Annotated in this window: 24 protein-coding genes and 1 tRNA gene; 10 read left to right on the plus strand and 15 right to left on the minus strand. The window is 66.9% G+C overall.

Annotation, left to right across the window (positions count from 1 at the left end):
• Positions 1–18: 18 nt before the first annotated feature.
• Entirely contained in the window at positions 19–789 is a 771-nt protein-coding gene (locus DMB42_RS37305; protein ID WP_125643061.1) for an arylamine N-acetyltransferase, read from the plus strand.
• 49 nt (positions 790–838) lie between these two features.
• On the opposite strand, the gene DMB42_RS37310 is transcribed toward DMB42_RS37305, so the two are convergent.
• Positions 839–1,309, minus strand: a complete 471-nt coding sequence (locus tag DMB42_RS37310) for a hypothetical protein (protein ID WP_125643064.1) — start codon at positions 1,307–1,309, stop codon at positions 839–841.
• Between the two features lie 335 nt (positions 1,310–1,644).
• Between DMB42_RS37310 and DMB42_RS37315 the strand changes: the two genes are divergently transcribed.
• The gene (locus DMB42_RS37315; protein WP_125643067.1) at positions 1,645–2,208 is read left to right on the plus strand and encodes a dihydrofolate reductase family protein; all 564 of its coding nucleotides are present in this window, start codon (positions 1,645–1,647) and stop codon (positions 2,206–2,208) included.
• A 283-nt stretch (positions 2,209–2,491) separates the two neighbouring features.
• Positions 2,492–2,974 (plus strand): hypothetical protein, encoded by a 483-nt coding sequence (locus DMB42_RS37320; protein WP_260478175.1) that lies wholly within the window; start codon positions 2,492–2,494, stop codon positions 2,972–2,974.
• Positions 2,975–3,158: 184 nt separating this feature from the next.
• On the opposite strand, the gene DMB42_RS37325 is transcribed toward DMB42_RS37320, so the two are convergent.
• The 3 genes from DMB42_RS37325 to DMB42_RS37340 all read right to left on the minus strand — a co-directional run bounded on the left by DMB42_RS37325 (position 3,159) and on the right by DMB42_RS37340 (position 5,532).
• Entirely contained in the window at positions 3,159–3,458 is a 300-nt protein-coding gene (locus DMB42_RS37325; RefSeq protein ID WP_148109017.1) for a hypothetical protein, read from the minus strand.
• Between the two features lie 369 nt (positions 3,459–3,827).
• Complete coding sequence (locus DMB42_RS37330; protein WP_125643073.1) at positions 3,828–4,418, minus strand: hypothetical protein; 591 nt, start codon at positions 4,416–4,418, stop codon at positions 3,828–3,830.
• Between the two features lie 496 nt (positions 4,419–4,914).
• Positions 4,915–5,532, minus strand: a complete 618-nt coding sequence (locus tag DMB42_RS37340) for a DUF6461 domain-containing protein (RefSeq protein ID WP_125643079.1) — start codon at positions 5,530–5,532, stop codon at positions 4,915–4,917.
• A 477-nt stretch (positions 5,533–6,009) separates the two neighbouring features.
• On the opposite strand from DMB42_RS37340, the gene proS reads away from it, so the two are divergent.
• Positions 6,010–7,452 (plus strand): proline--tRNA ligase, encoded by a 1,443-nt coding sequence (gene proS, locus DMB42_RS37345; RefSeq protein ID WP_125643082.1) that lies wholly within the window; start codon positions 6,010–6,012, stop codon positions 7,450–7,452.
• Between the two features lie 236 nt (positions 7,453–7,688).
• Here proS and DMB42_RS37350 read toward each other — a convergent pair.
• A tRNA-Thr gene (locus tag DMB42_RS37350) sits at positions 7,689–7,761 on the minus strand.
• 20 nt (positions 7,762–7,781) lie between these two features.
• Complete coding sequence (gene rlmB, locus DMB42_RS37355; RefSeq protein WP_125643085.1) at positions 7,782–8,750, minus strand: 23S rRNA (guanosine(2251)-2'-O)-methyltransferase RlmB; 969 nt, start codon at positions 8,748–8,750, stop codon at positions 7,782–7,784.
• A gap of 126 nt (positions 8,751–8,876) precedes the next feature.
• Here rlmB and DMB42_RS37360 point away from each other — a divergent pair, with 126 nt between their 5' ends.
• Together DMB42_RS37360 and DMB42_RS37365 are read left to right on the plus strand one after the other, a co-directional pair.
• On the plus strand, positions 8,877–9,560 hold the full coding sequence (locus DMB42_RS37360; RefSeq protein ID WP_125643088.1) for a class I SAM-dependent methyltransferase: 684 nt from the start codon (positions 8,877–8,879) through the stop codon (positions 9,558–9,560).
• Between the two features lie 72 nt (positions 9,561–9,632).
• A complete protein-coding gene (locus DMB42_RS37365; protein WP_125643090.1) occupies positions 9,633–9,965 on the plus strand; it encodes an NIPSNAP family protein in 333 nt (110 codons plus the stop codon).
• A 58-nt stretch (positions 9,966–10,023) separates the two neighbouring features.
• Here DMB42_RS37365 and cysS read toward each other — a convergent pair whose 3' ends face one another.
• Both cysS and DMB42_RS37375 read right to left on the minus strand, forming a co-directional pair.
• On the minus strand, positions 10,024–11,415 hold the full coding sequence (gene cysS, locus DMB42_RS37370; RefSeq protein ID WP_125643093.1) for a cysteine--tRNA ligase: 1,392 nt from the start codon (positions 11,413–11,415) through the stop codon (positions 10,024–10,026).
• Positions 11,416–11,458: 43 nt separating this feature from the next.
• Positions 11,459–11,875, minus strand: coding sequence for a PPOX class F420-dependent oxidoreductase (locus DMB42_RS37375; RefSeq protein ID WP_312024786.1), 417 nt, complete (start codon positions 11,873–11,875; stop codon positions 11,459–11,461).
• 29 nt (positions 11,876–11,904) lie between these two features.
• Here DMB42_RS37375 and DMB42_RS37380 point away from each other — a divergent pair, with 29 nt between their 5' ends.
• Positions 11,905–12,915 carry a DUF2637 domain-containing protein gene (locus tag DMB42_RS37380; RefSeq protein ID WP_185845061.1) on the plus strand — a complete coding sequence of 337 codons (1,011 nt, stop codon included), beginning with the start codon at positions 11,905–11,907 and terminating at the stop codon, positions 12,913–12,915.
• A 75-nt stretch (positions 12,916–12,990) separates the two neighbouring features.
• Here DMB42_RS37380 and DMB42_RS37385 read toward each other — a convergent pair whose 3' ends face one another.
• From DMB42_RS37385 to DMB42_RS37400, 4 genes are all read right to left on the minus strand, one after another.
• Positions 12,991–13,260: a GlsB/YeaQ/YmgE family stress response membrane protein gene (locus DMB42_RS37385; RefSeq protein WP_125643102.1), complete on the minus strand. Its 270-nt coding sequence runs from the start codon at positions 13,258–13,260 to the stop codon at positions 12,991–12,993.
• Between the two features lie 98 nt (positions 13,261–13,358).
• Positions 13,359–13,655: a GlsB/YeaQ/YmgE family stress response membrane protein gene (locus DMB42_RS37390; protein WP_125643104.1), complete on the minus strand. Its 297-nt coding sequence runs from the start codon at positions 13,653–13,655 to the stop codon at positions 13,359–13,361.
• A 185-nt stretch (positions 13,656–13,840) separates the two neighbouring features.
• Positions 13,841–14,311, minus strand: a complete 471-nt coding sequence (gene ispF, locus DMB42_RS37395; RefSeq protein WP_125643106.1) for a 2-C-methyl-D-erythritol 2,4-cyclodiphosphate synthase — start codon at positions 14,309–14,311, stop codon at positions 13,841–13,843.
• Between the two features lie 17 nt (positions 14,312–14,328).
• Positions 14,329–14,811 carry a CarD family transcriptional regulator gene (locus DMB42_RS37400; protein WP_020544658.1) on the minus strand — a complete coding sequence of 161 codons (483 nt, stop codon included), beginning with the start codon at positions 14,809–14,811 and terminating at the stop codon, positions 14,329–14,331.
• Positions 14,812–15,062: 251 nt separating this feature from the next.
• On the opposite strand from DMB42_RS37400, the gene DMB42_RS37405 reads away from it, so the two are divergent.
• A complete protein-coding gene (locus tag DMB42_RS37405; protein ID WP_229824933.1) occupies positions 15,063–15,644 on the plus strand; it encodes a copper chaperone PCu(A)C in 582 nt (193 codons plus the stop codon).
• 54 nt (positions 15,645–15,698) lie between these two features.
• Here the strand turns inward: DMB42_RS37405 and DMB42_RS37410 are convergent, their stop codons facing one another.
• Together DMB42_RS37410 and DMB42_RS37415 are read right to left on the minus strand one after the other, a co-directional pair.
• Positions 15,699–16,391 carry a response regulator transcription factor gene (locus DMB42_RS37410; protein ID WP_125643109.1) on the minus strand — a complete coding sequence of 231 codons (693 nt, stop codon included), beginning with the start codon at positions 16,389–16,391 and terminating at the stop codon, positions 15,699–15,701.
• Positions 16,388–17,560, minus strand: a complete 1,173-nt coding sequence (locus DMB42_RS37415; RefSeq protein WP_125643662.1) for a cell wall metabolism sensor histidine kinase WalK — start codon at positions 17,558–17,560, stop codon at positions 16,388–16,390. The genes DMB42_RS37410 and DMB42_RS37415 overlap by 4 nt, the downstream gene beginning before the upstream one ends.
• A gap of 132 nt (positions 17,561–17,692) precedes the next feature.
• Between DMB42_RS37415 and phoU the strand changes: the two genes are divergently transcribed.
• Together phoU and DMB42_RS37425 are read left to right on the plus strand one after the other, a co-directional pair.
• Positions 17,693–18,337, plus strand: a complete 645-nt coding sequence (gene phoU, locus DMB42_RS37420; protein WP_125643112.1) for a phosphate signaling complex protein PhoU — start codon at positions 17,693–17,695, stop codon at positions 18,335–18,337.
• 232 nt (positions 18,338–18,569) lie between these two features.
• Positions 18,570–19,307 carry a cyclopropane-fatty-acyl-phospholipid synthase family protein gene (locus DMB42_RS37425; RefSeq protein WP_125643115.1) on the plus strand — a complete coding sequence of 246 codons (738 nt, stop codon included), beginning with the start codon at positions 18,570–18,572 and terminating at the stop codon, positions 19,305–19,307.
• Between the two features lie 17 nt (positions 19,308–19,324).
• Here the strand turns inward: DMB42_RS37425 and DMB42_RS37430 are convergent, their stop codons facing one another.
• Positions 19,325–19,573: a hypothetical protein gene (locus DMB42_RS37430; RefSeq protein WP_125643118.1), complete on the minus strand. Its 249-nt coding sequence runs from the start codon at positions 19,571–19,573 to the stop codon at positions 19,325–19,327.
• Positions 19,574–19,729 lie beyond the last annotated feature (156 nt).

A 19,729-nucleotide genomic window follows, 5' to 3' on the forward strand; every position in this document is an offset into this window, starting at 1 on the left:
CATGGTTTCCTGTACGTCATGGACGAGTCGCAAGTCGTGCGCTACTTGGACAGATTCGGAGCGTCCCGGCCGGTGCCGCCGGATGTCCACGGCCTCCGAAGCCTGCAACTCGCGCACCTGAAGGCGGTGCCGTTCGAGAACCTGAGCATCCACCTCGGCGAGCCGATCTCCCTCGAACCGGACGCGCTGTTCGACAAGCTGGTCACCCGCCGCCGCGGCGGCTTCTGTTACGAGCAGAACGGCCTCTTCGCCGCGCTGCTGACCGCCCTCGGCTACCGAGTGACGCTGCTGGCGGCCCGCGTGTTCGGGGCAGGCCGGCCAGGGCCGCTGTTCGACCACCTCGCGCTCCGCGTCGACCTCGACGAGCCGTGGCTGGTGGACGTCGGCTTCGGCGACTTCGCCGACGAACCGCTGCGGCTCGGGGAGCGCGGCGAGCAGAAGGACCCGGCGGGCGTGTTCCGGATCGTCCCCGCTCCCGGCGACCAGGGCGACCTCGACGTGCTGTACAACGGGGAGCCCGGGTACCGGCTGACCGCGAGGCCGTACGAGCTGGCCGACTTCGTACCGACCTGCTGGTGGCAGTCCACCTCGCCGGACTCCCACTTCACCCGGTCGCCGGTGTGCTCGATCCGTACGGCGGAGGGACGTACGACGATCAGCGGGCGCAAGCTGATCGTCACCCGCCAGGGCGAACGCGCCGAACGCATCCTGAACGAGAACGAACTGCTGCAGGCGTACCGCGAACACTTCGGCGTAACCCTCGACCGCCCACCCGCCGCAGGCGCCTGACCTCACGGCCGCGCCGCGTACGGCGTCGGCATGTCACCCGAGGCTCTCGCTAGGCGGCGAACACGTTGGCCAAGAATCCGATCGCCCCGAACACCACCGCCACGATCACCGCCCAGACCACGGTAAGGCCGAGGAGGGAGAGTACGAAGGCGTGACCTCCTACGACCACCGCCGTCGCAAGGAAGGATCCGACGTCCGAAACGAGATTTTCCCAGGACATGAAAACGAACACTCCGGCGATGAGACCACTCAATATGGTCAGCACCACGATCCCGGTCACACCCCAGAAACCCGATGAGGGCGAGCCGGCCTCGTCCGGGTCCTGGCTGGGCGTATTCCGAACATACTGAGTGACCGTTACCGCGGGAGTCGCCGTCGAATTCCCGGAGGCGACATCCTTGTCGTGCTGAAGGGCGAGGACGGCGACCACCACGCCGAAAATCGCGACGACGAGGGCCAGGACAGCAGCAGCCTCGGCGTAGACAGTCAGCCGTCGGGGTCTAGCGGGTTCGTCCGCCATGCACGTCCTCACAACGGGGAGAGCGACTCAGGGCTAACACTCTAACGAGACACCCGTCGGAGTCGTCACCCACAAGTGACAGAACAGCCCCTCGAATCACGAAGCGAGTCCCTTCGCGTTCAGGCCCAGAATTCTGGGCACGCAAACGGCCTTACTTGGGACGCATGCTGGAGGCCGCCCTGATCAGCGAACTGGATTCAGTAGTCGGCGTCCCTCGCCCGAGCCACGCAGCCGAGCATCGAACGAACGCCGGGCGAACCATCGTCGTGAGCCACGATGATTTCTGCGGCATCCGGCAGTCGTACTGTCGAACCCGCCACCAAGGAGGACTCCCGATGCGCAACGTGACCTATTCGATGAACATCTCACTCGACGGCTACATCGCCGGCCCGGACGGCGACTTCAACTGGACGGAGCCCGACGAGGAGGTCTTCCGCTCCCACATCGACGAGATCCGGAAGGTCGACGTCTACCTGCTGGGACGACGACTGTACGAGACGATGTTGTACTGGGAGACCGCCGACCAGGATCCATCGCTCAACGACGCGAGGCTCGAGTGGGCCGCACTCTGGACGAGCCTCCCCAAGGTGGTCTTCTCCACCACCCTGTCGGAGGTGCAGGGCAACGCCCGCCTGGCCTCCGGCGGCCTGGCGGAGGAGATCAAGCGGCTGCGTGCCGAGCCGGCGAACGGCAACATCGCGATCGGCGGCGCGACCCTCGCCGTCGAGGCAGCCGCATCAGATCTGATCGACGAGTACGTGACCAGGATCTACCCGGTACTGGTCGGCGGCGGCATGCCGTTCTTCCCCCATCACGAACGCCGGGTGAATCTCGAACTGGCCGAGTCCCGCACCTTCAACGCACAAGTCGTCTACCTCCGCCACCGCGTAAGGCGCTAGCCCCAGGAACGCCCGAGACCTCACCGCCACACAGAGGTCTATAAGGCCCCTCCCGAATCCCGGGAGGGGACCGGCGGTGACAGCCATCCATGACCGTCCAGAACAGCTGTCGGCACCGGCGACAACAAGATCGTGCCGTGAGGTCGTCCGCCTCTACCCTGGGCGAGTGCCTTTCCGAGAGCTCCCGAACCCTGACTTACCCGAGCTGTCGGCATTGTGGTGGTCGCGCTGGCCGGACTGCCCCCCGATCGCTCACCAGCTTCACTGCGATCGGGACCGCTGGGTGCGCTTTCACAGCCTGCCGGAGTCCAAGCGGTACGCCGACACCGCCGCCGAGTACCAGATCCTGCTCGAACGCCACAACACCGTGCTCACGGAACTGTTCGCCGACCACCTCGTCCACATCGTGACCAAGAGCTTCGTCCCCGATGAAGGCGTCGAGGTGTTCTCCCCCATCGATCCGCACGCCCTCAACCCTGGCTCACGCCCATGGACCAGGCTCCGCGAGGACGACGACGCCGATCCCGGCGGGACCATGCACCTACACGTCAGCGAGCGACGCTGGAAGCCAGGAAGCGTGGATCCCCTGCTGCTGGCGGTCGCCGACGACGAGTGCGCCGACGTCATCATCATGGACATCGACCTGCGACGCCTCTACCACCCCTACGACGGCGGCGCCGACGTCATCCTGGCCGGCCCGCAAGAACGAGACGCCCTGAAGGCCGCGCACGCCGACTGGCTCTCCACACACCCCCTCGGACTCTGATCCCACCACTTGCAGGGGGAAGCCAGTCACAAGGCCCTGCGATCGTCCACCTGGTCAAGCGGTCGCCGGTCACTGGCACAACATGCTGCTGCCAGGCATGACCTGGCCCCCGACTCAGCTCCGCGCGCTCCTACAAGAGCATCGCCTGTACGCCTTCAGCGGGGCGGCGTGGCGGAGGCGGGCTTCACCAGTTGTCGAGTTCAACCGCATCCGGGTAGATCTCGCCGATCCTCCCCGCAACGTCCGGCCTCGCCGTCTGGACATCCCACGAACCGCTGTCAAAGGCTCGAAGGCGAACATCAGCTGTCGATGAGCCGGCCCTGCGCCCCTCCGCCTCTCCATCCACAAGCTGTGGGTCAGACTCGAACAGCTGGAGAACCTGGTCCGTCGCCAGCCACATATCTCCAGGTATCTCGATCTCGGGAATCATCCAGTTGACCGTCAATCGCCACTCGTAAGTCTCGATCAGGGGCCCAAGAGACATGAGCACCCCTTGGAGACCCAAGCAACGGCCGTCACGCCACATGGCGAACGTGAGCATCCGAGTCGCTGCCACCGGGACTCCTGTCGTCGAAAGATCACGTTGCTGCACAAAACTGCTGCGCAGATATCAGAAAGCCCCTCCGGGATCATCCCGAAGGACCTTTGAGCTGCAGAGCCGACGAGGGGAATCGAACCCCTGCCCTTCTAATCACAAGGTCCCCAAACGATCTTCAGGGTCGTTCAGACCTGAGATTATGATCGTCCATTCGGATTGCTCCCAAGATGGATCCCAGCAAGGCCAAGAAACCACCTCGCCGACCCCGCCATGCCTTGGCGAGCACTTGGGCGCCCGAGACAGACGAATCGTCTGTCAATCGTCGATCCAGAGGTACCACTGGCCGTCGAAGTGTCGGTAGTAGCCTGGCGCGTCGATGTCCGGCTCGCCATTCGGACTCCAGGCGAAGCCGTAACTTCCGAAGAAGCCCGTGTCCTCGATCATGAAGCCGAAGGCCCGGCGGGATCCTTCAAGGTACTCGACGGGATACAGGCCGATCCAATTCCGCTTCCCCGGCGGCGTCCCCTCCGACACCGTCTTCGCGAAGTGGTCGAGGCTGCTGCGTGACAACTCGAAACGCATCCTGACCGGCGCACCGACGTAGACCAGTGAGCCGACCAACGCCACAACCAGGGGCGGCACGGCCCAGAACGTCCAGTTACGACGCAATGCGACTAGCCTTGCCCGCCTGAGAAGGGCGACACCGAGCACGATCAGCCAGGTGACGCCAAACAACAGCCAACCGACACCGACGAGCATGAGCCACATGAAATGCCACCCGGGAACACTCGTCGCATAAATCGTTCCGAGCCCCAGCAATACGGCGAACGTCGCCCAGTCCCTACCGCCGACGTTCGTGGGAGCACGCTGGCGAGACGCATCAGGAAGATCGCTGGTTGTGTCCACCGCGCGATCTTAACTTTCGCTGGTGGCGATTCCGCCGGGCTGATGTGTACGTATTGTGCAGAAATCCCCGATCGATGTTGGAGTTTCGTTCACGGCACTCATGCGCGCCCCTGCGACCGGAAGCATGATCGCGCCCTTGGCCGGCGACAGGTTACAAGCTCACCGTGGTCCGAGTCGGCGGGCAAAGCGCACAGCGGGATACAAGGCGAACAGCGTCCGCAACATGCGTACCGTTCTGCACAAGGCCGTGGGCCAGGCTGAACGGGGACACCCGGCACACCTGCGCCTCGCTCCTGGCCGCCCTCGACGTCCATCCACGCGTCGCCATGCGCACCCTCGGGCACTCACAGATCAGCGTGACCATGAACGTCTACACCCAGATCCCAAGCCCGGAGACCCGAAAGGCGCTTGACCGGCTGAACGCAAGCCTCAATACCGGCCAGCCCAGCTCATGACACCACCAGCAGGACACTCCCCGCACGAGGGTCCTGCTGGTCTATCGGCCCATCAGGAAGGACGGCGCCGCGCTAACCCACTCCTCGCTCAGCCTTGCTCCTGTAGCGAGTTCGATGGCGGTCAGAGCAGCCGCCCGCCAGCTTTCCCCCTCCTCCCAATCGAAGTAACGAAGGATGGCCTGCACCTCCGGCCACCGATCCCAACCTGGCCGCCCTGTTGCTTCCTCGGCGTACATGGCGTCGAAGGAGAACACCATCTCGCCGTCAACGGCAAAGCCTATGGAATTGGTGGCGTTGACGTTCCAGTAGGCGCTGTGGGCTCGTCCATTCGTGCTCAGCCGGGGAAGAACCGGCGGAAAGACGCTCTGATATCCGTTGCACTCGAAAAGCGCGACGTGCCGATCCGAACGATCTACGAGCATCCCCCAGGGCGCGTCATCCGACAGATCCATGAACACCTCCTCATGCTCGAAGGTGTTCGTCTCGTGGATCTCGTACTGTCCCGTCCCGCTCACCCGTTCACCGATCTCCGCAAGACTCAACGCAGATCCGTCGTGGGGCACGAACACCGTCCAGCAGATGGCTTCTCCCATCCAGCTGCCATCGAGCAACCGCCTGTAATGCAGGTATGCCTCGCGCGCAACCTCATCATCAACCACGCTAACCTCCATCGACCATGGCGAGGGAAAGATCGTCGCAGGAAGGACCGACAGAAGTCGGAGAGGTTGCTGTATGGAGATCAGAAAGGCCCTCCGGGATCATCCCGAAGGGCCTTTGAGCTGCAGAGCCGACGAGGGGAATCGAACCCCTGACCTTCTGTTTACAAGGTCCCCAAACAATCTTCAGGGCCGTTCAGGTCCGTTCGCTGGGCCAGTAGGAGGTCGCCTCGCCGTTCAGGCTCGTACGGCTCAGTTCATGATCGTCCGTTCGGGTGGCTCCCCGCGTGGCTCCCAAACCGGGGCCTCCGTCCCGGCCGAGATCGCCCGTGTGCACTCATGAGCAGGCACGAGGCCAGGTTGATGTATTGGGCGTCACAGACCCTATGACTGCCATCTGCCCTCTTCCCCGTAGGGCACTGTCGCAAGGCCGTCCTCTACGGGGCCACGAGGACATGCCATGAGCGATATTCTCCGTGCATGGGACGTGATGAACGTGGTGTGACTCCTCAGAATGAGGACTTCTCGGCCTGGTACAACGAGCTGGTTGCCAAGGCGCAGCTCGTTGACAGGGGACCCGCCAAGGGCACCATGGTCATCCGACCGTACGGCTACCGCCTGTGGGAGCTCATCCAAGAGGAACTTGATCGCCGGATCAAGGACACCGGTCATGAGAATGCTTACTTCCCTCTACTGATCCCAGAGAGCTACCTTCGGCGAGAGGCCGATCACGTCGAGGGATTCTCGCCTGAGCTCGCCATTGTCACTCACGCTGGCGGTAAGGAGCTCGAAGAGCCGCTGGTCGTTCGGCCCACCTCAGAGACAATCATCGGCGAGATGATGGCCAAGTGGGTCTCATCCCATCGAGACCTTCCGCTCCTACTGAATCAGTGGGCCAACGTCGTGCGCTGGGAATTGCGGCCCCGCATGTTCCTGCGCACGACGGAATTCCTCTGGCAAGAGGGTCACACAGCACACGCCGACGAGGCGGACGCCATGCGCGAGACGATGCTGGCGCTCGATCTCTACACGGAGGTTGCGCGAGACATCGCGGCGATCCCAGTAGTACCTGGCGAGAAGACACCTGGGGAGCGGTTCGCCGGCGCAGTCCGTACCTTCACCATCGAGGGCATGATGAGGGACGGCAAGGCGCTCCAAGCTGGAACCTCCCACTACATGGGCACGAATTTCGCCAAAGCCTTCGACATCCAGTACACCTCCGAAGCCGGTCGTCTCGAACTGTGTCACACCACCTCATGGGGCATGTCGACGAGAATGATCGGCGGCGTCATCATGACCCACGGCGACGACAAGGGCCTGGTCCTCCCACCCAGACTCGCCCCCTATCAAGTTGTAATCGTGCCGATTGGACGTGGCGATCAGGGCGCGCAGACCTCAGCCGCGGCACTGGAGCTTGCAGGGCGACTTAAGGCGGCCGGTATACGTACCCATGTCGATGATCGCGCACAGCTTTCACCCGGCTTCCGGTTCAATGACTGGGAGCTGCGCGGCGCCCCTATCCGGCTGGAACTCGGTCCGCGTGATCTTGAGGCTGGCACTGTAGTGATGGCCAAGAGGCTGGGCGACGAAGGCAAACAAAGCATCTCGCTGTCTTCTGCACCGGAGCTCATTCCTGGCGTACTGGAGGAGTTCCAAGCCTTCCTTCTTCAGCGGGCTACCGAATACCGCGACAGTCACACCATGAGAGTGGACACCTGGGACGCCTTCACGAAGGCGGTGGCATCGGGATGGGCGTTGGTCTTGCACTGCGGCAGACCCGCCTGTGAGGACGACATCAAGGCCAAGGTCGCAGCAACTCCGCGCTGCATTCCGCTCGACGGTACTCCGGAGACCGGATGGTGCGTGCATTGCGGTGAAGCATCGGCATATGGCAAGCGTGTCATCTTTGGGCGGGCTTACTGATCACGGTTACCACGATGCTCCGTGAGCCGGGGCTGAGGAACGAAGTCCCGGATCGTCGATCGCCCCCGGCCACCTGCTGGAGGACGACCGGCGCGCGACCACGGAAGCCATCTCCAGCGCTCTCCTGGGCGAACAGACCCCGGTGGCTCCCAGAGGCGCCGAAGACACCGGTTGAATGTCGGAAAGCAGAAGGCCCCTGACGGCGTAATGCCTGCTCAGGGGCCTTTCGCTTGCAGAGCCGACGAGGGGAATCGAACCCCTGACCTTCTGTTTACAAGACAGATGCTCTGCCGATTGAGCTACGTCGGCACGGCCTACCAGTGTAGACGCTAGAGCCGCCTGTGACGAGCGACCTCGTACAACGCCACACCAGCCGCCACTCCCGCGTTGAGCGACTCCGCCGCCGCCTGCATCGGAATGCGGACGACCAGGTCGCACTGTTCCCGCACCAGCCGCCCGAGCCCCTTCCCCTCGGAGCCGACCACGATCACGAGCGGCTCGGCGAGGAGGTCGGCGTCGCCGATGTCGATCTTTCCGGCGCCGTCCAGGCCGACGATGAAAAGTCCGGCTTCGCGGTATTCGCGGAGGGCGGCCGTCAGGTTGGAGGCGCGGGCGACGCGGAGTGTGGCGAGAGTGCCGGCCGAGGTCTTCCACGCACCGCCGGTCACCCCGGCCGAACGGCGGGACGGGATGAGCAGGCCGTGGGCGCCGAAGGCCGTGGCGGAACGGGCGATGGCGCCCAGGTTGCGCGGGTCGGTGACCGAGTCGAGCGCCACGATCAGCGGCACCTCGGCCGCGTCCTGGGCCAGCTCCACCAGCTCGGACGGATGAGCGTAGTCATAGGCCGGGATCTGGAGCGCGATGCCCTGGTGGACGAGGCCCTCGGTCATCCGGTCGAGCTTCTCGCGGGTGACTTCGAGCAGCGCGATGCCGCGCTCGGCCGCGATCTTGATGGAGTCGCGTACGCGGTCGTCGTTCTCGACGCGCTGGGCGACGTAGAGGGCGTTGGCGGGCACGCCGGCCTGCAACGCCTCCAGCACCGGGTTACGGCCGCCGATGTATTCGGGGGCGTCCTCGGAACGCTTCTGCCTGGCCGCGCCCGCGGCCGGACGGCGCGTGCCGCCGCGATCCTCCCTGGCGATGCGCTCGGTCCTGGCCTTGTCCTTGTACCAGTGGCGCATCTCGGCAGGCGGCGTCGCGCCCCTGCCCTCGAGCGACCGGCGCTTCTGGCCCCCGGTGCCCTTGGCCGGGCCCTTCTTCTTCGCGGGCCTGCCCGATGCCCTACCGCCTGCTGCCATGCCATCAAGGGTATCGGCCCGCCGACCCACCCGATCCCGCGGGAACGGCTCACCGCGACGCGCGTCCCGCGGCAAGGGCCGGAGATCTCCCTTGGCCGCCGGAGAGTGGAGCTATCGTCCTGGGCCATGACTGAGTCCGCCTACCTCCACGCCACCCGGACGGCCTACGACACCGTCGCCGCCGACTACGCCGAGCTGCTCAGGCACGAACTGGACACCAAGCCGTTCGACCGCGCCATGCTGGCGGCCTTCGCCGAGCACGTGCAGGGGCCGGACGCCGGAGAGGTGGCCGATCTCGGCTGCGGTCCGGGGCGCATCACCGCCCATCTGCGTTCCCTCGGGGTGAACGTCTTCGGCGTCGACCTGTCCCCGAAGATGGTCGAGGTGGCCCGCGAGACCCACCCGGACCTGCGGTTCGAGGAGGGTTCGATGACCGCTCTCGACCTGGCGGACGGCTCGCTGTCCGGCGCCGTCGCCTGGTACTCGACCGTGCACACCCCGCCGGAGCTGTTGCCGACGGTGTTCGCCGAGATCCACCGGGTGCTGGCCCCGGGCGGCCATCTGCTGATCGCGTTCAAGGTCGGCGACGAACGCCGCCACCTCAGCCAGGGCTACGGCCACCAGCTCTCGCTCGACGTCTACTGGACGCCCCCCGAGCACGTCGCCGACCTTCTGAGCAAGGCCGGACTCGTCCTGGACGCCCAGCTCATCCGCGAGCCCGACGAGAGCGAGAGGCCCCGCTCAGGCCCTCAGGCCTTCTTCCTGGCCCACAGGCCCCACGCCCAAGGGAATCCTGGGCCGTCCCACTGACAGTGGATGTCAGCGATCGCGGGTAGCGTGCCAACCGTCCTCCTGCCACGCGCGCGCCGAAGGAGCAGTCACGTGATCCTGGAAATCCGCACCTACCGCCTCAAGCCGGGCACTCGCGAGGACTTCGTCCGGATCATGCGTGAGGAGTCTCTTCCGCTCCTGACGAAGGCCGGCATCGACGTGGTGGCCCACGGCGCCTCCCTCGTGGACGAGGACGGCCACGAGGAGGCGTACCTCATCCGGGCCTTCCCCTCCCGGGAGGCCCGCGACGAGCAGGAGGACGCGTTCTACGGCAGCGCGGAATGGTTGCGAGGCCCGCGCGAGGGCATCGTCTCGCGCATCGACGGCTACCACACGATCGTGATCGAGGCGGGCGACGACGCTGTCAGGGCCCTGCGCCGCTAGCCGGACCGGAACGACGGCGGGCTCGGAAGCGGCCCGCCGCCGGAACCGGCGGATGTGATCAGCGGGACAGCTCCCAGCGTGCCCCGTGGGGCGTGTCCTCGACCGTGATGCCCGCCTCCGTGAGCTGGTCGCGGATCGCGTCGGCCGCCGCGTAGTCCTTACGGGCCCGCGCAGCCTTGCGCTGCTCCAGAGCCACCGCCACCAGCGCGTCGACCACCGGCGACAGGTCGGAACCGGCTCCGCGCCACTGCGGCGAACGGGGGTCGAGGCCGAGCACGTCGAGCATGTTCTGGGTCTCGGCCAGGAGGCGCGCGATGGCCTCCTTGTCGCCCCGCGCCAGCGCCACGTTGCCCTCGCGCACCACCTCGTGCACGACGGCGAGCGCCTGCGGGGTGCCGAGGTCGTCGTCGAGCGCGTCGGCGAACGCCTGCGGAAGGGGCGCGTCGGCGTCGACGTCGTGGATCACCTCGGCGGCGCGGGTGACGAAGCCCTCGATGCGCTGGTAGGCCGCCGCCGCCTCCAGCAGCGCCTCCTCGGAGTAGTCGATCGAGGAACGGTAGTGCGGCGCGGCCAGGTAGTAGCGCAGCTCCACCGGCCGGACCTTCTGCACCATGTCGGGGATCAGCAGCGAGTTGCCGAGCGACTTGCTCATCTTCTCGGCGCCGATCTTGAGCATGCCGTTGTGCATCCAGTAGCGCGCGAAGCCGTCGCCGGCCGCCTGCGACTGGGCGATCTCGTTCTCGTGGTGCGGGAAGATCAGGTCGATGCCGCCGCCGTGGATGTCGAACGTCGGCCCGAGGTACTTCGTGGCCATCGCCGAGCACTCCAGGTGCCAGCCGGGACGGCCGAGCCCCCACGGCGTGGGCCAGGTGGGCTCGCCCGGCTTGGCGCCCTTCCACAACGCGAAGTCGCGTGGGTCGCGCTTGCACGTCTCGTCGTCGGTGTCGGCCGCGGCCCGCATGTTCTCCAGCTTCTGGTTGGAGAGCTTGCCGTAGTGGTCGGCGTAGGACTGGACGCTGAAGTAGACGTCGCCGCCCGAGGCGTAGGCGTGGCCGCGCTCGATCAGCCGCTCCATGAGCGTGATCATCTCGGGCACGTGGCCGGTCGCCCTCGGCTCGACGGTGGGCGGCAGGCAGCCGAGCGTGTCGTACGCCCAGGTGAAGGCCCGCTGGTTACGCTCGGCGATCACGAACCAGGACACGGCCTCCTCGGCCGACACCCGGATGATCTTGTCGTCGATGTCGGTGACGTTGCGGCAGAACGTCACGTCGTATCCGGAACGCGCGAGCCAGCGCCTGAGCACGTCGAAGTTCACGCCCGAGCGGATGTGCCCGATGTGCGGAGGAGCCTGCACGGTCGCCCCACACAGGTAAATCGACGCCCGGCCGGCTTCGACTGGAACGAATTCACGGATGGCGCGCGTGCTGGTGTCGTAGATGTGCAGGCTCACGAAGGCAAGGCTAACGCCTCGGAGGCCCTCGTAGGCCGATTACTCAGCCTCGTACCGTGACCTTGTCCGGACGAATTCGGATGATCAGGCGCTCGGTGCCCGGCTTGTCCTGCCACGGCTGGCCCCGGTACTTCTGGGACAGTTCCTCGATCAGCTCGCCCTCGGGGTCCTCCTCGACCGCCACCCGGCCGCGTACCTCGACGTAGCGGTAGGGGTTGTCCGGGTCGATGACCAGCAGACTCGTACGCGGGTCGCGGTCGAAGTTGCGCGGCTTCACGCGGCCCCTGACGGTCGAGAACAGCACCTCGTCGCCGTCCGTGCGCACCCACACGACGGTCGACTGCGGGCCGCCGTCGGGGTTGATACTGGTCACCGTCGCATAGTTCGGGGCGTCCAGGAGTCTGCGTGCTTCTTCCGGCAGCTCGGGCATGTGTCTCCCTTGATCGGTCTTGATTGCCATTCTTCTGTAGGCTCGAAGGCGCCATGGACGTGACTCCCCCCTCTACGCTCCGTCGCCTGGGCATCGCCCTGGCGGGGCTCGCGGTGGCCGCTCTGACCGGAGCCGCCTGCGCGCTGTCCTTCGACGATCTGCGTGCGCTGGCCATAACCGGCGAGGCCCGCCAGGATCTCGCCTTCCTCTATCCGGCCGCGTTCGACGCGCTGCTCGTGGCCGCGCTGCTCGGCGTGCTGCTGCTGCGCCCCGCCCGGCGCCTGGTGCGGGCGCAGGCGGCGACCGTGCTGGTCCTGCTCATCGTGGCCGCCGCGGCGGCGAACGTGGCGACGGCGCTCCGGTTCACCTTCGACGCGCGCCAGGTGGCCGTGGGCGTGGCTCTGGCGCCCTGGGTCATGCTGGCCGTGGCCCTGTGGCTCTGGCTGCTGCTGATCAAGCACGTACAGGCTCACCGGGGTGCGGCGCGGGAGGAGGAGGACGACGACATCGTGCCCTTCCACCCGGGCCGGGCGGCTGGCACGCCGCCTCCGCTCATGACGGAGGCGCCCGCGCCCGTACTGGAGCCCACGCCGCTGGTCGGGCCCACGGCCGCCCCGGAGACGCCGCCGGTCTCGACCGGGGTGTCCGAGTGGGCCGTACGACAGGAGCCCGAAGCGGCCCCGACACGCGCGTTAGCCCCCGCCGCCGAACCCGAGCCCGAACCCGAGCCAGAGCCCGAGCCGGAGCCCGAACCCGAGCCCGAGCCGCTGAGGCGGCCGGTCCGGTGGGGCGACCGGGTCAAGCCGACCGACGTCCTGGTGCACCCCCGCATCGACACGCGCGACGTCGACACCCAGCCCGTCCCGGTCGTCGAGGACGTCCGCGTCGCCCGTCCCGACCCCGCCCACGGCCCCGAAGCGGCCGACGACGAGCCTTACGAACCTGACGAGCCTCGGGCGCACGAACGCGTCTCTGAGGACACCGTGCCCCACCCGGTGATCCACGAGGAGGCTCCGGCCCCGTCCGGCCGTCTGCGCAGCACTCCGCGCCCGCCGGAGCCCGAGGAATGAGCCACCACCACACGCGATGAGCACACGAGAGGCCCGTCCGGGACATCCCGGACGGGCCGTTTCGTGTAATCCCGTCTAGACCCTGGAACCGCGGCGCAGGCCGGCGACCAGGCCGACACCTACGACGGCCAGGACGACCTGCATCACCAGCTCGATCCAGTCGATGCCGGGGGTCGTCTCGACGCCGAGCACCTGCGCGATGACCGTGCCCAGCAGAGCGGCAACGATGCCGACGACGATGGTGAGGATCCACCCGATGGCCTGCCTGCCGGGAAGCAGCAGGCGACCGATTGCGCCGATGACGGCGCCAATCACAATGGCGCCAAGGATGGACTGAATGGTCATGACACGAAACCTCCCCGTGAGGGTGAGCCGTTCACTCTCACGGGGAGCTTCGCTACCCGATCGCCGACGATTATGCGCCGGTATTTCGAATGACCAGGTCAGGTCGTGGTTCGCCGGGCGTCTCCACCGCGTCCGCCGCGGCCCGCGCCCCACTTCGTCACAAGGAGCACGCCGACCACGGCCAACACGAGCTGAAGTATGTGTTCTAGCCAGTCGATGCCCTTGGTGTCGGCCCATCCGAACGCCTGGGCGATCAGCGTTCCGATCAACGCGGCCACGATGCCGACGATGAGGGTCAGGCCGATGGACATGTTCTGCCTGCCAGGCACTATCAGCCGGGCCAGCGCACCGACGATGGCGCCGATGACCACTGCAGACACAATCGCGCCGATCATGTGTAGCTCCCCCCGAAGACGTTCACATGTCTCAGGAGGGGACATACCCGACACCTCGGGAAACTACCCCCTGAAGGCGGCGATCCGTACCGCGCCAGTGACGAACCGCCGCCCCCACAGCTGGCGGGATCGGCGACGACCCGCCGGGACACCCTCACGCATCCCATACATATGACGCGTAATGCCTAGGAAAGGTTGACCACGACGGCCGTGGCGACGGCGGCGATCCCCTCGCCGCGCCCGGTGAGCCCGAGCCCGTCCGTGGTGGTTGCGGAGACGCTCACAGGCGCCCCCACGGCGCCGCTGAGCGCCAGTTCGGCCTCGGCGCGCCGAGGAGCCATCTTGGGACGGTTACCGATCACCTGGACGGCCACGTTGCCGATCTCGAAGCCCGCCGCGCGCACCTGGCGGGCGGTCTCCTCCAGCAGTGTGGCCCCGGAAGCGCCCGCCCAACGCGGGTCGGACGTGCCGAACAACCCGCCCAGATCGCCCAGGCCGGCTGCGGACAGCAGAGCGTCGCAGGCCGCGTGGGCGGCGACGTCGCCGTCGGAATGGCCGTCGAGCCCGGTCTCGTCAGGCCAGCGCAGGCCGGCGAGGCTGAGCTCGCGCCCTGAACCAGCCGAAGCGAACGGGTGGACGTCGACTCCGACGCCCACCCGTGGAAGATTCGTGTTCAGGAGTTGAGAACCTCGTCGAGCAGGGCCTCAGCCTTGTCCTCATTGGTCTTCTCGGCGAGGGCGAGCTCGCTCACGAGGATCTGACGAGCCTTGGCGAGCATGCGCTTCTCACCCGCCGACAGGCCGCGCTCGCGGTCGCGACGCCATAGGTCGCGGACCACCTCCGCAACCTTGTTCACATCGCCGGACGCGAGCTTCTCCAGATTGGCCTTGTAACGGCGCGACCAGTTGGTCGGCTCTTCCGTGTGCGGCATCCGAAGAACATCGAAAACCCGCTCAAGGCCTTCCTGGCCGACGACGTCGCGCACCCCGACGAGTTCCGCGTTTTCTGCTGGCACCTGGACGGTAAGGTCGCCCTTGTCGACCTTGAGCACCAGGTAGGTCTTTTCCTCACCCTTGATGGATCGCGTCGTGATTGCTTCGATCCGAGCAGCCCCATGGTGGGGGTAGACGACAGTGTCGCCGACCTGGAAAGTCATGTGACAAGTACCCCTTCCGCTGTACTCCAGGGTACCACGCATCCACAGCCTCCCGGAACAGTGAAATCCTCATAACTGCAGGTCAAAGCCGCATATTGGGGCTTGACAAGCTGTGGACAGTATGAATCGCATTTCCGGACATAGCGAATGACCTGCGGGGGTGCGGATATGACCATGGATTCAGGTGGATATGGTAGGCGCTGCCCAACACCCATGCGCCATACCCGCGCAAGACCAAGGAGAACCCGCACGTGACCAGCCGTCGCTGGATTGTCGTAGCCGCCGCGTTCTTGGCAGCCCCCGTGCTGGCGGGCTGCGGAGCAGGAATCGACGCCAACACCAACAAGCCGTACGCCCCGAACGAGGCGGTCGCGCTCATCGACCAGGGTGCTTATGGCACGCGCGGCATTCACATCCCGCAGGCGTTCATCCTCGGACCCGACTCCGGCGCCCAGCTCGCCTGGCGTGGCTCGGCCCCGATCTACCTCAACATCCTCAACACCGCGGGCGCGCCGGACACCCTCCAGGCCGTCTCCGCGGGCTCGGTCGCGTCCGTGAAGGTGACCGCGCCGATCCAGCTTCCCCCGAACCAGCTCGTGAACACCGGCAAGCCGCAGCCGCAGCTGATGCTCGAGAGCATCTCCACAAGCCTCAGAGGCGGCGAGAGCATCCGGCTGGACCTCCAGTTCGCCAACGCCGGGACAGTGTCCCTGAACGTGCCTGTGGTCACGCGCAGCCGTGAGTTCAAGGACTACCCCCCGGCCCCTAACGCCACCCCGGCTCCCACACCCTCGGCGACCGCCACGTCCGAGGCCACCGAAGAGACCCACTGACGACATGAAAAACCCTTGTTCTGGTACGAACCCACGTACCAGAACAAGGGTTGGTCACTCCTCGACGGCGTCGAACTTGTAGCCCAGGCCTCGTACGGTGAGGATGCAGCGCGGGTTGGACGGGTCGGCCTCGATCTTCGCGCGCAGCCGCTTGACGTGCACGTCGAGGGTCTTGGTGTCGCCCACGTAGTCGGCGCCCCAGACGCGGTCGATGAGCTGGCCGCGGGTCAGCACCCGGCCGGCGTTGCGCAGCAGCACCTCCAGGAGCTCGAACTCCTTCAGCGGCAGCTGCACCTGCTCGCCGCGCACCGCGACGACGTGCCGGTCGACGTCCATGCGCACCGGGCCGACGGCCAGGATCGCCGTCTCCAGCTCCTCCACCACGTCGCCCTGACGGCGCAGCACCGCGCGGATGCGCGCCACCAGCTCCCGCGAGGAGAACGGCTTGGTCACGTAGTCGTCGGCGCCCAGCTCCAGGCCCACGACCTTGTCGATCTCGCTGTCCTTGGCGGTCAGCATGATGACCGGCACCTTCGAGCGCTGCCGCAGCGAGCGGCACACCTCGGTGCCCGGCAGACCGGGCAGCATCAGGTCGAGCAGTACGAGGTCGGCGCCGTTGCGGTCGAACGTGTCGAGCGCCTCGGGCCCGGTCGCCGCGACCGACACCTCGAAGCCCTCCTTGCGCAGCATGTAGGACAAGGCGTCGGAGAAGGACTCCTCATCCTCAACCACTAGAACTCTGGTCATTTTGCGGCCTCCAGGGGAATCGAGGGTGGTACTGCCACCGCCGTCCCGCCGAAGGCGGGCAGACGGAGGGTGAAGGTGGAGCCGGAGCCTTCCTTGCTCCAGACGGACACCTCGCCCGCGTGGGCCGCGGCGACGTGCTTGACGATGGCCAGGCCGAGCCCGGTGCCTCCGGTCGCCCGTGACCTGGCCGCGTCGACGCGGAAGAAGCGTTCGAAGATGCGCTCCAGAGACTCCTCGGGGATGCCGATGCCCTGGTCGCTGACGCTGATCTCGACGGAGTCGCCGGCCGGTCTGACGCTGACCACGACCCGCGTGTGCTCGGGGCTGTAGGCGACGGCGTTGTCGATGAGGTTGCGCAGGGCGGTGACGAGCAGTTCGTCGTCGCCCCAGATGCGCAGCCCCTCGGTGCCGCCGGTGACCAGCGTGATGTCCTTGGCCACCGCCTTGGTGTTGCAGTGGTCGATGGCGTCGTGGACGGCCTCGTCGATGGCCACCTGGCCCGGGGTGGGTATGGGCTCGGCGCCCTGGATCCTGCTCAGCGTGATCAGGTCCTGGACGAGGTAGGTGAGCCGGGCCGCCTCGTGCTGCATGCGCCCGGCGAAGCGGGTGACCGCGTCGGGGTCGTCGGCGGCGTCCTGGATGGTCTCGGCGAGCAGGCTCAGCGCGCCGACCGGGGTCTTCAGCTCGTGGCTGACGTTGGCGACGAAGTCGCGGCGTACGGCCTCGACCCGGCGTCGTTCTGTCTGGTCCTCGGCCAGCACCAGCACCTGGCCGTAGGAGCCGAGGGGGGCCACGCGGACGGCGAAGTTCGTCGTCTCCTGGCCGAACTTGTGACCGGCGACGTCGATCTCGCTCTCGCGGATCTCGCCGTCGCGGCGTACCTGCCTTGCCAGTGCGAGCAGCTCAGCGGCCATCAGCCTGTCGCCCTTGACCAGCCCGAACGCGCGCGCGGCCGAGCTGGCGCGCAGCACGCGGTCGTGCGCGTCGAGCACGACGGCGGACGAGGGGAGCACGGCGAGCACGGAGGCCACGCCCTGGGGCAGCGCCGCTCCGGTCTCGACGCCGTCGGCTGAATCGGTCCTCTTCGGAGCCTCGATCTGATTCCTGTAGAACAGGACCGCCAGGGCTCCAACGACGAACCCGGCCAGGGCCGCGAAGCTCATGGCCATCTCACTCATGCCTTCGATGTTAGGTGGCGAAGTCCAAGGGACAGACCTCTCACCTGCGGATGAACGGCCCTTTCCTGGAAAGTTCATCTCGCAGTAGAGGTTCGTTCATCAAGCGGCACGTACGGTGACGACATGCGCGACGCGTACCATGAAGAACTTGATCTCCTGACCGGCAAGCTCGTCGAGATGACGAGGCTTGTCCGCTCGGCCATCTCCCGTGCCACCACGGCCCTCCTCGACGCCGACCTCCAGCTCGCCGAGAGCGTCATCTCGCGCGACCAGGAAGTGAACGCCACGTTCGCCGACATCGAGTCGTCGATCTTCGAGCTGATGGCCAGGCAGCAGCCGGTCGCGGTGGACCTGCGAATGGTCATCACGGCGCTGCGCATGGGCACCGACCTTGAACGCATGGGCGACCTCGCCGTCCACGTGGCCAAGGTGGCCCGGCTGCGGCACCCCGACTCGGCGATTCCCCCGGAGACACGCTCGACCATCGTCGAAATGGGGCAGATCGCCGAGAACCTGGTCACCAAGGCCGGCAGCTGCGTGGCCTCCAGGGACGTGGAGTCGGCGCTTGAGCTGGAGCAGGACGACGACGCCATGGACCGGCTGCACCGGCGGCTGTTCCGCAACATCCTGGCCAAGGACTGGCAGCACGGCGTGGAGCCGGCGATCGACATCACGCTGATCGGGCGCTACTACGAGCGGTACGCCGACCACGCGGTACGGGTCGCGGGGGACGTCGTCTACATGGTGACGGGCACCCGCCCCAGCTGACGGTTCCGTACGGACTCCGGCACACCCTCCGCCTCTCGGACGCGGGCTCTCCCATCCCGGGACGGCCCGCGCCACTACCTCCTCCGGACGTTCCTGGTGCCCCAGAATGCCCGGCAGGCGAGGCAATTCGGCTGGACGAACCCCAGCAATGCCCTACAGACGCCTGCACAGCGTCCCGTCTCCTGGCCAAAAGCGGATGCGGTCCGGTCTCCGCCTGTGGCAGGCTCCGCCGGTGAATCGTGAACAGATCTCCAGGCTCGCCCATGCGGATCATCCGATCGCGGCCCCGCTCGACGACGAATCGGTACGCCGCCTCCTGGAACGCGGCCTCCCCCAAGATGACTCGCGCGTGCTCGACCTCGGCTGCGGCGGCGGGGAATGGCTGCTGCGGGCGCTGGACGCGTACCCGAAACTGCGGGCCGAAGGGGTGGACGTCGCCGAGGGCGCGCTGGCGCGGGCTCGCGAGAGCGCGGCGGCGCGCGGCGTCGGCGACCGCCTGGTCCTCCACGGCGAGGACGCCGCGGAGTTCACCTCGCCGCACGCGTTCGACCTGGTGATCAGTGTCGGGGCGCCGCACGCGTTCGGCGGCCTGCTGCCCACGCTCGCGGCCGCGCGCGAGCACCTGGCTCCGGGAGGACGCGTCCTGGTCGGTGACGGTTTCTGGGCCCAGAAGCCGTCGCCCGAGGCGGTGGAAATGCTCGGCGAGCTGACCGACCTGCCTGCCATGATGGACCGCGTCACCGCCGACGGCTGGACCCCGGTGTACGGGCACATCAGCACCCGCCACGAGCTCGACGACTACGAATGGGCCTGGACGGGGTCACTGGCGTCGTGGGCTCTGGACAACCCCGACGATCCAGACCATTGCACTGCGCTCACGACGGCCCACACCCATCGCGTCGAGTGGCTGCGCGTCTACCGGGACGTCTTCGGGTTCGTCACCATGATCCTGCGCCCGACGTCCGAATGACGGCGTGTCCCGGCCGGTTACGTCCCGAGATCGCCCGTCTGGTTCCGGCACACGTGCCGGCCCGCTAATTCGCCCCAGACAGCGGCGGCACGGGCGTACGGCCCCCTGGCGGTCTCCTCGTAGGCCCCTTGCCCGGTGACGCGCCGCACGAAGAACTGCGCCGCTTCGAAGCACAGGACGTACTCCTCGCAGCAGGACGCCTCGACCACGCGCAGGAGCCCGCGCGGGACATGGGGCTCCCATGAAGGCAGGGCGGTGCAGTTCACCTGGAGTTCCAGCTTCGCCGGCGAAAGGAAGGGGCAGGAGCGCTCAGTCCCGGCAGATGTGCTCACATTCCATGCAGCATAGGCATCACAGCCCAGAACGGCCCACACATTGCGGTGTCCGGTATCGGTAAACGCTGCCCGGCGGAAAGGGAGGCG

The organism is Nonomuraea sp. WAC 01424, assembly GCF_003947315.1.
Taxonomy (GTDB): domain Bacteria; phylum Actinomycetota; class Actinomycetes; order Streptosporangiales; family Streptosporangiaceae; genus Nonomuraea; species Nonomuraea spiralis.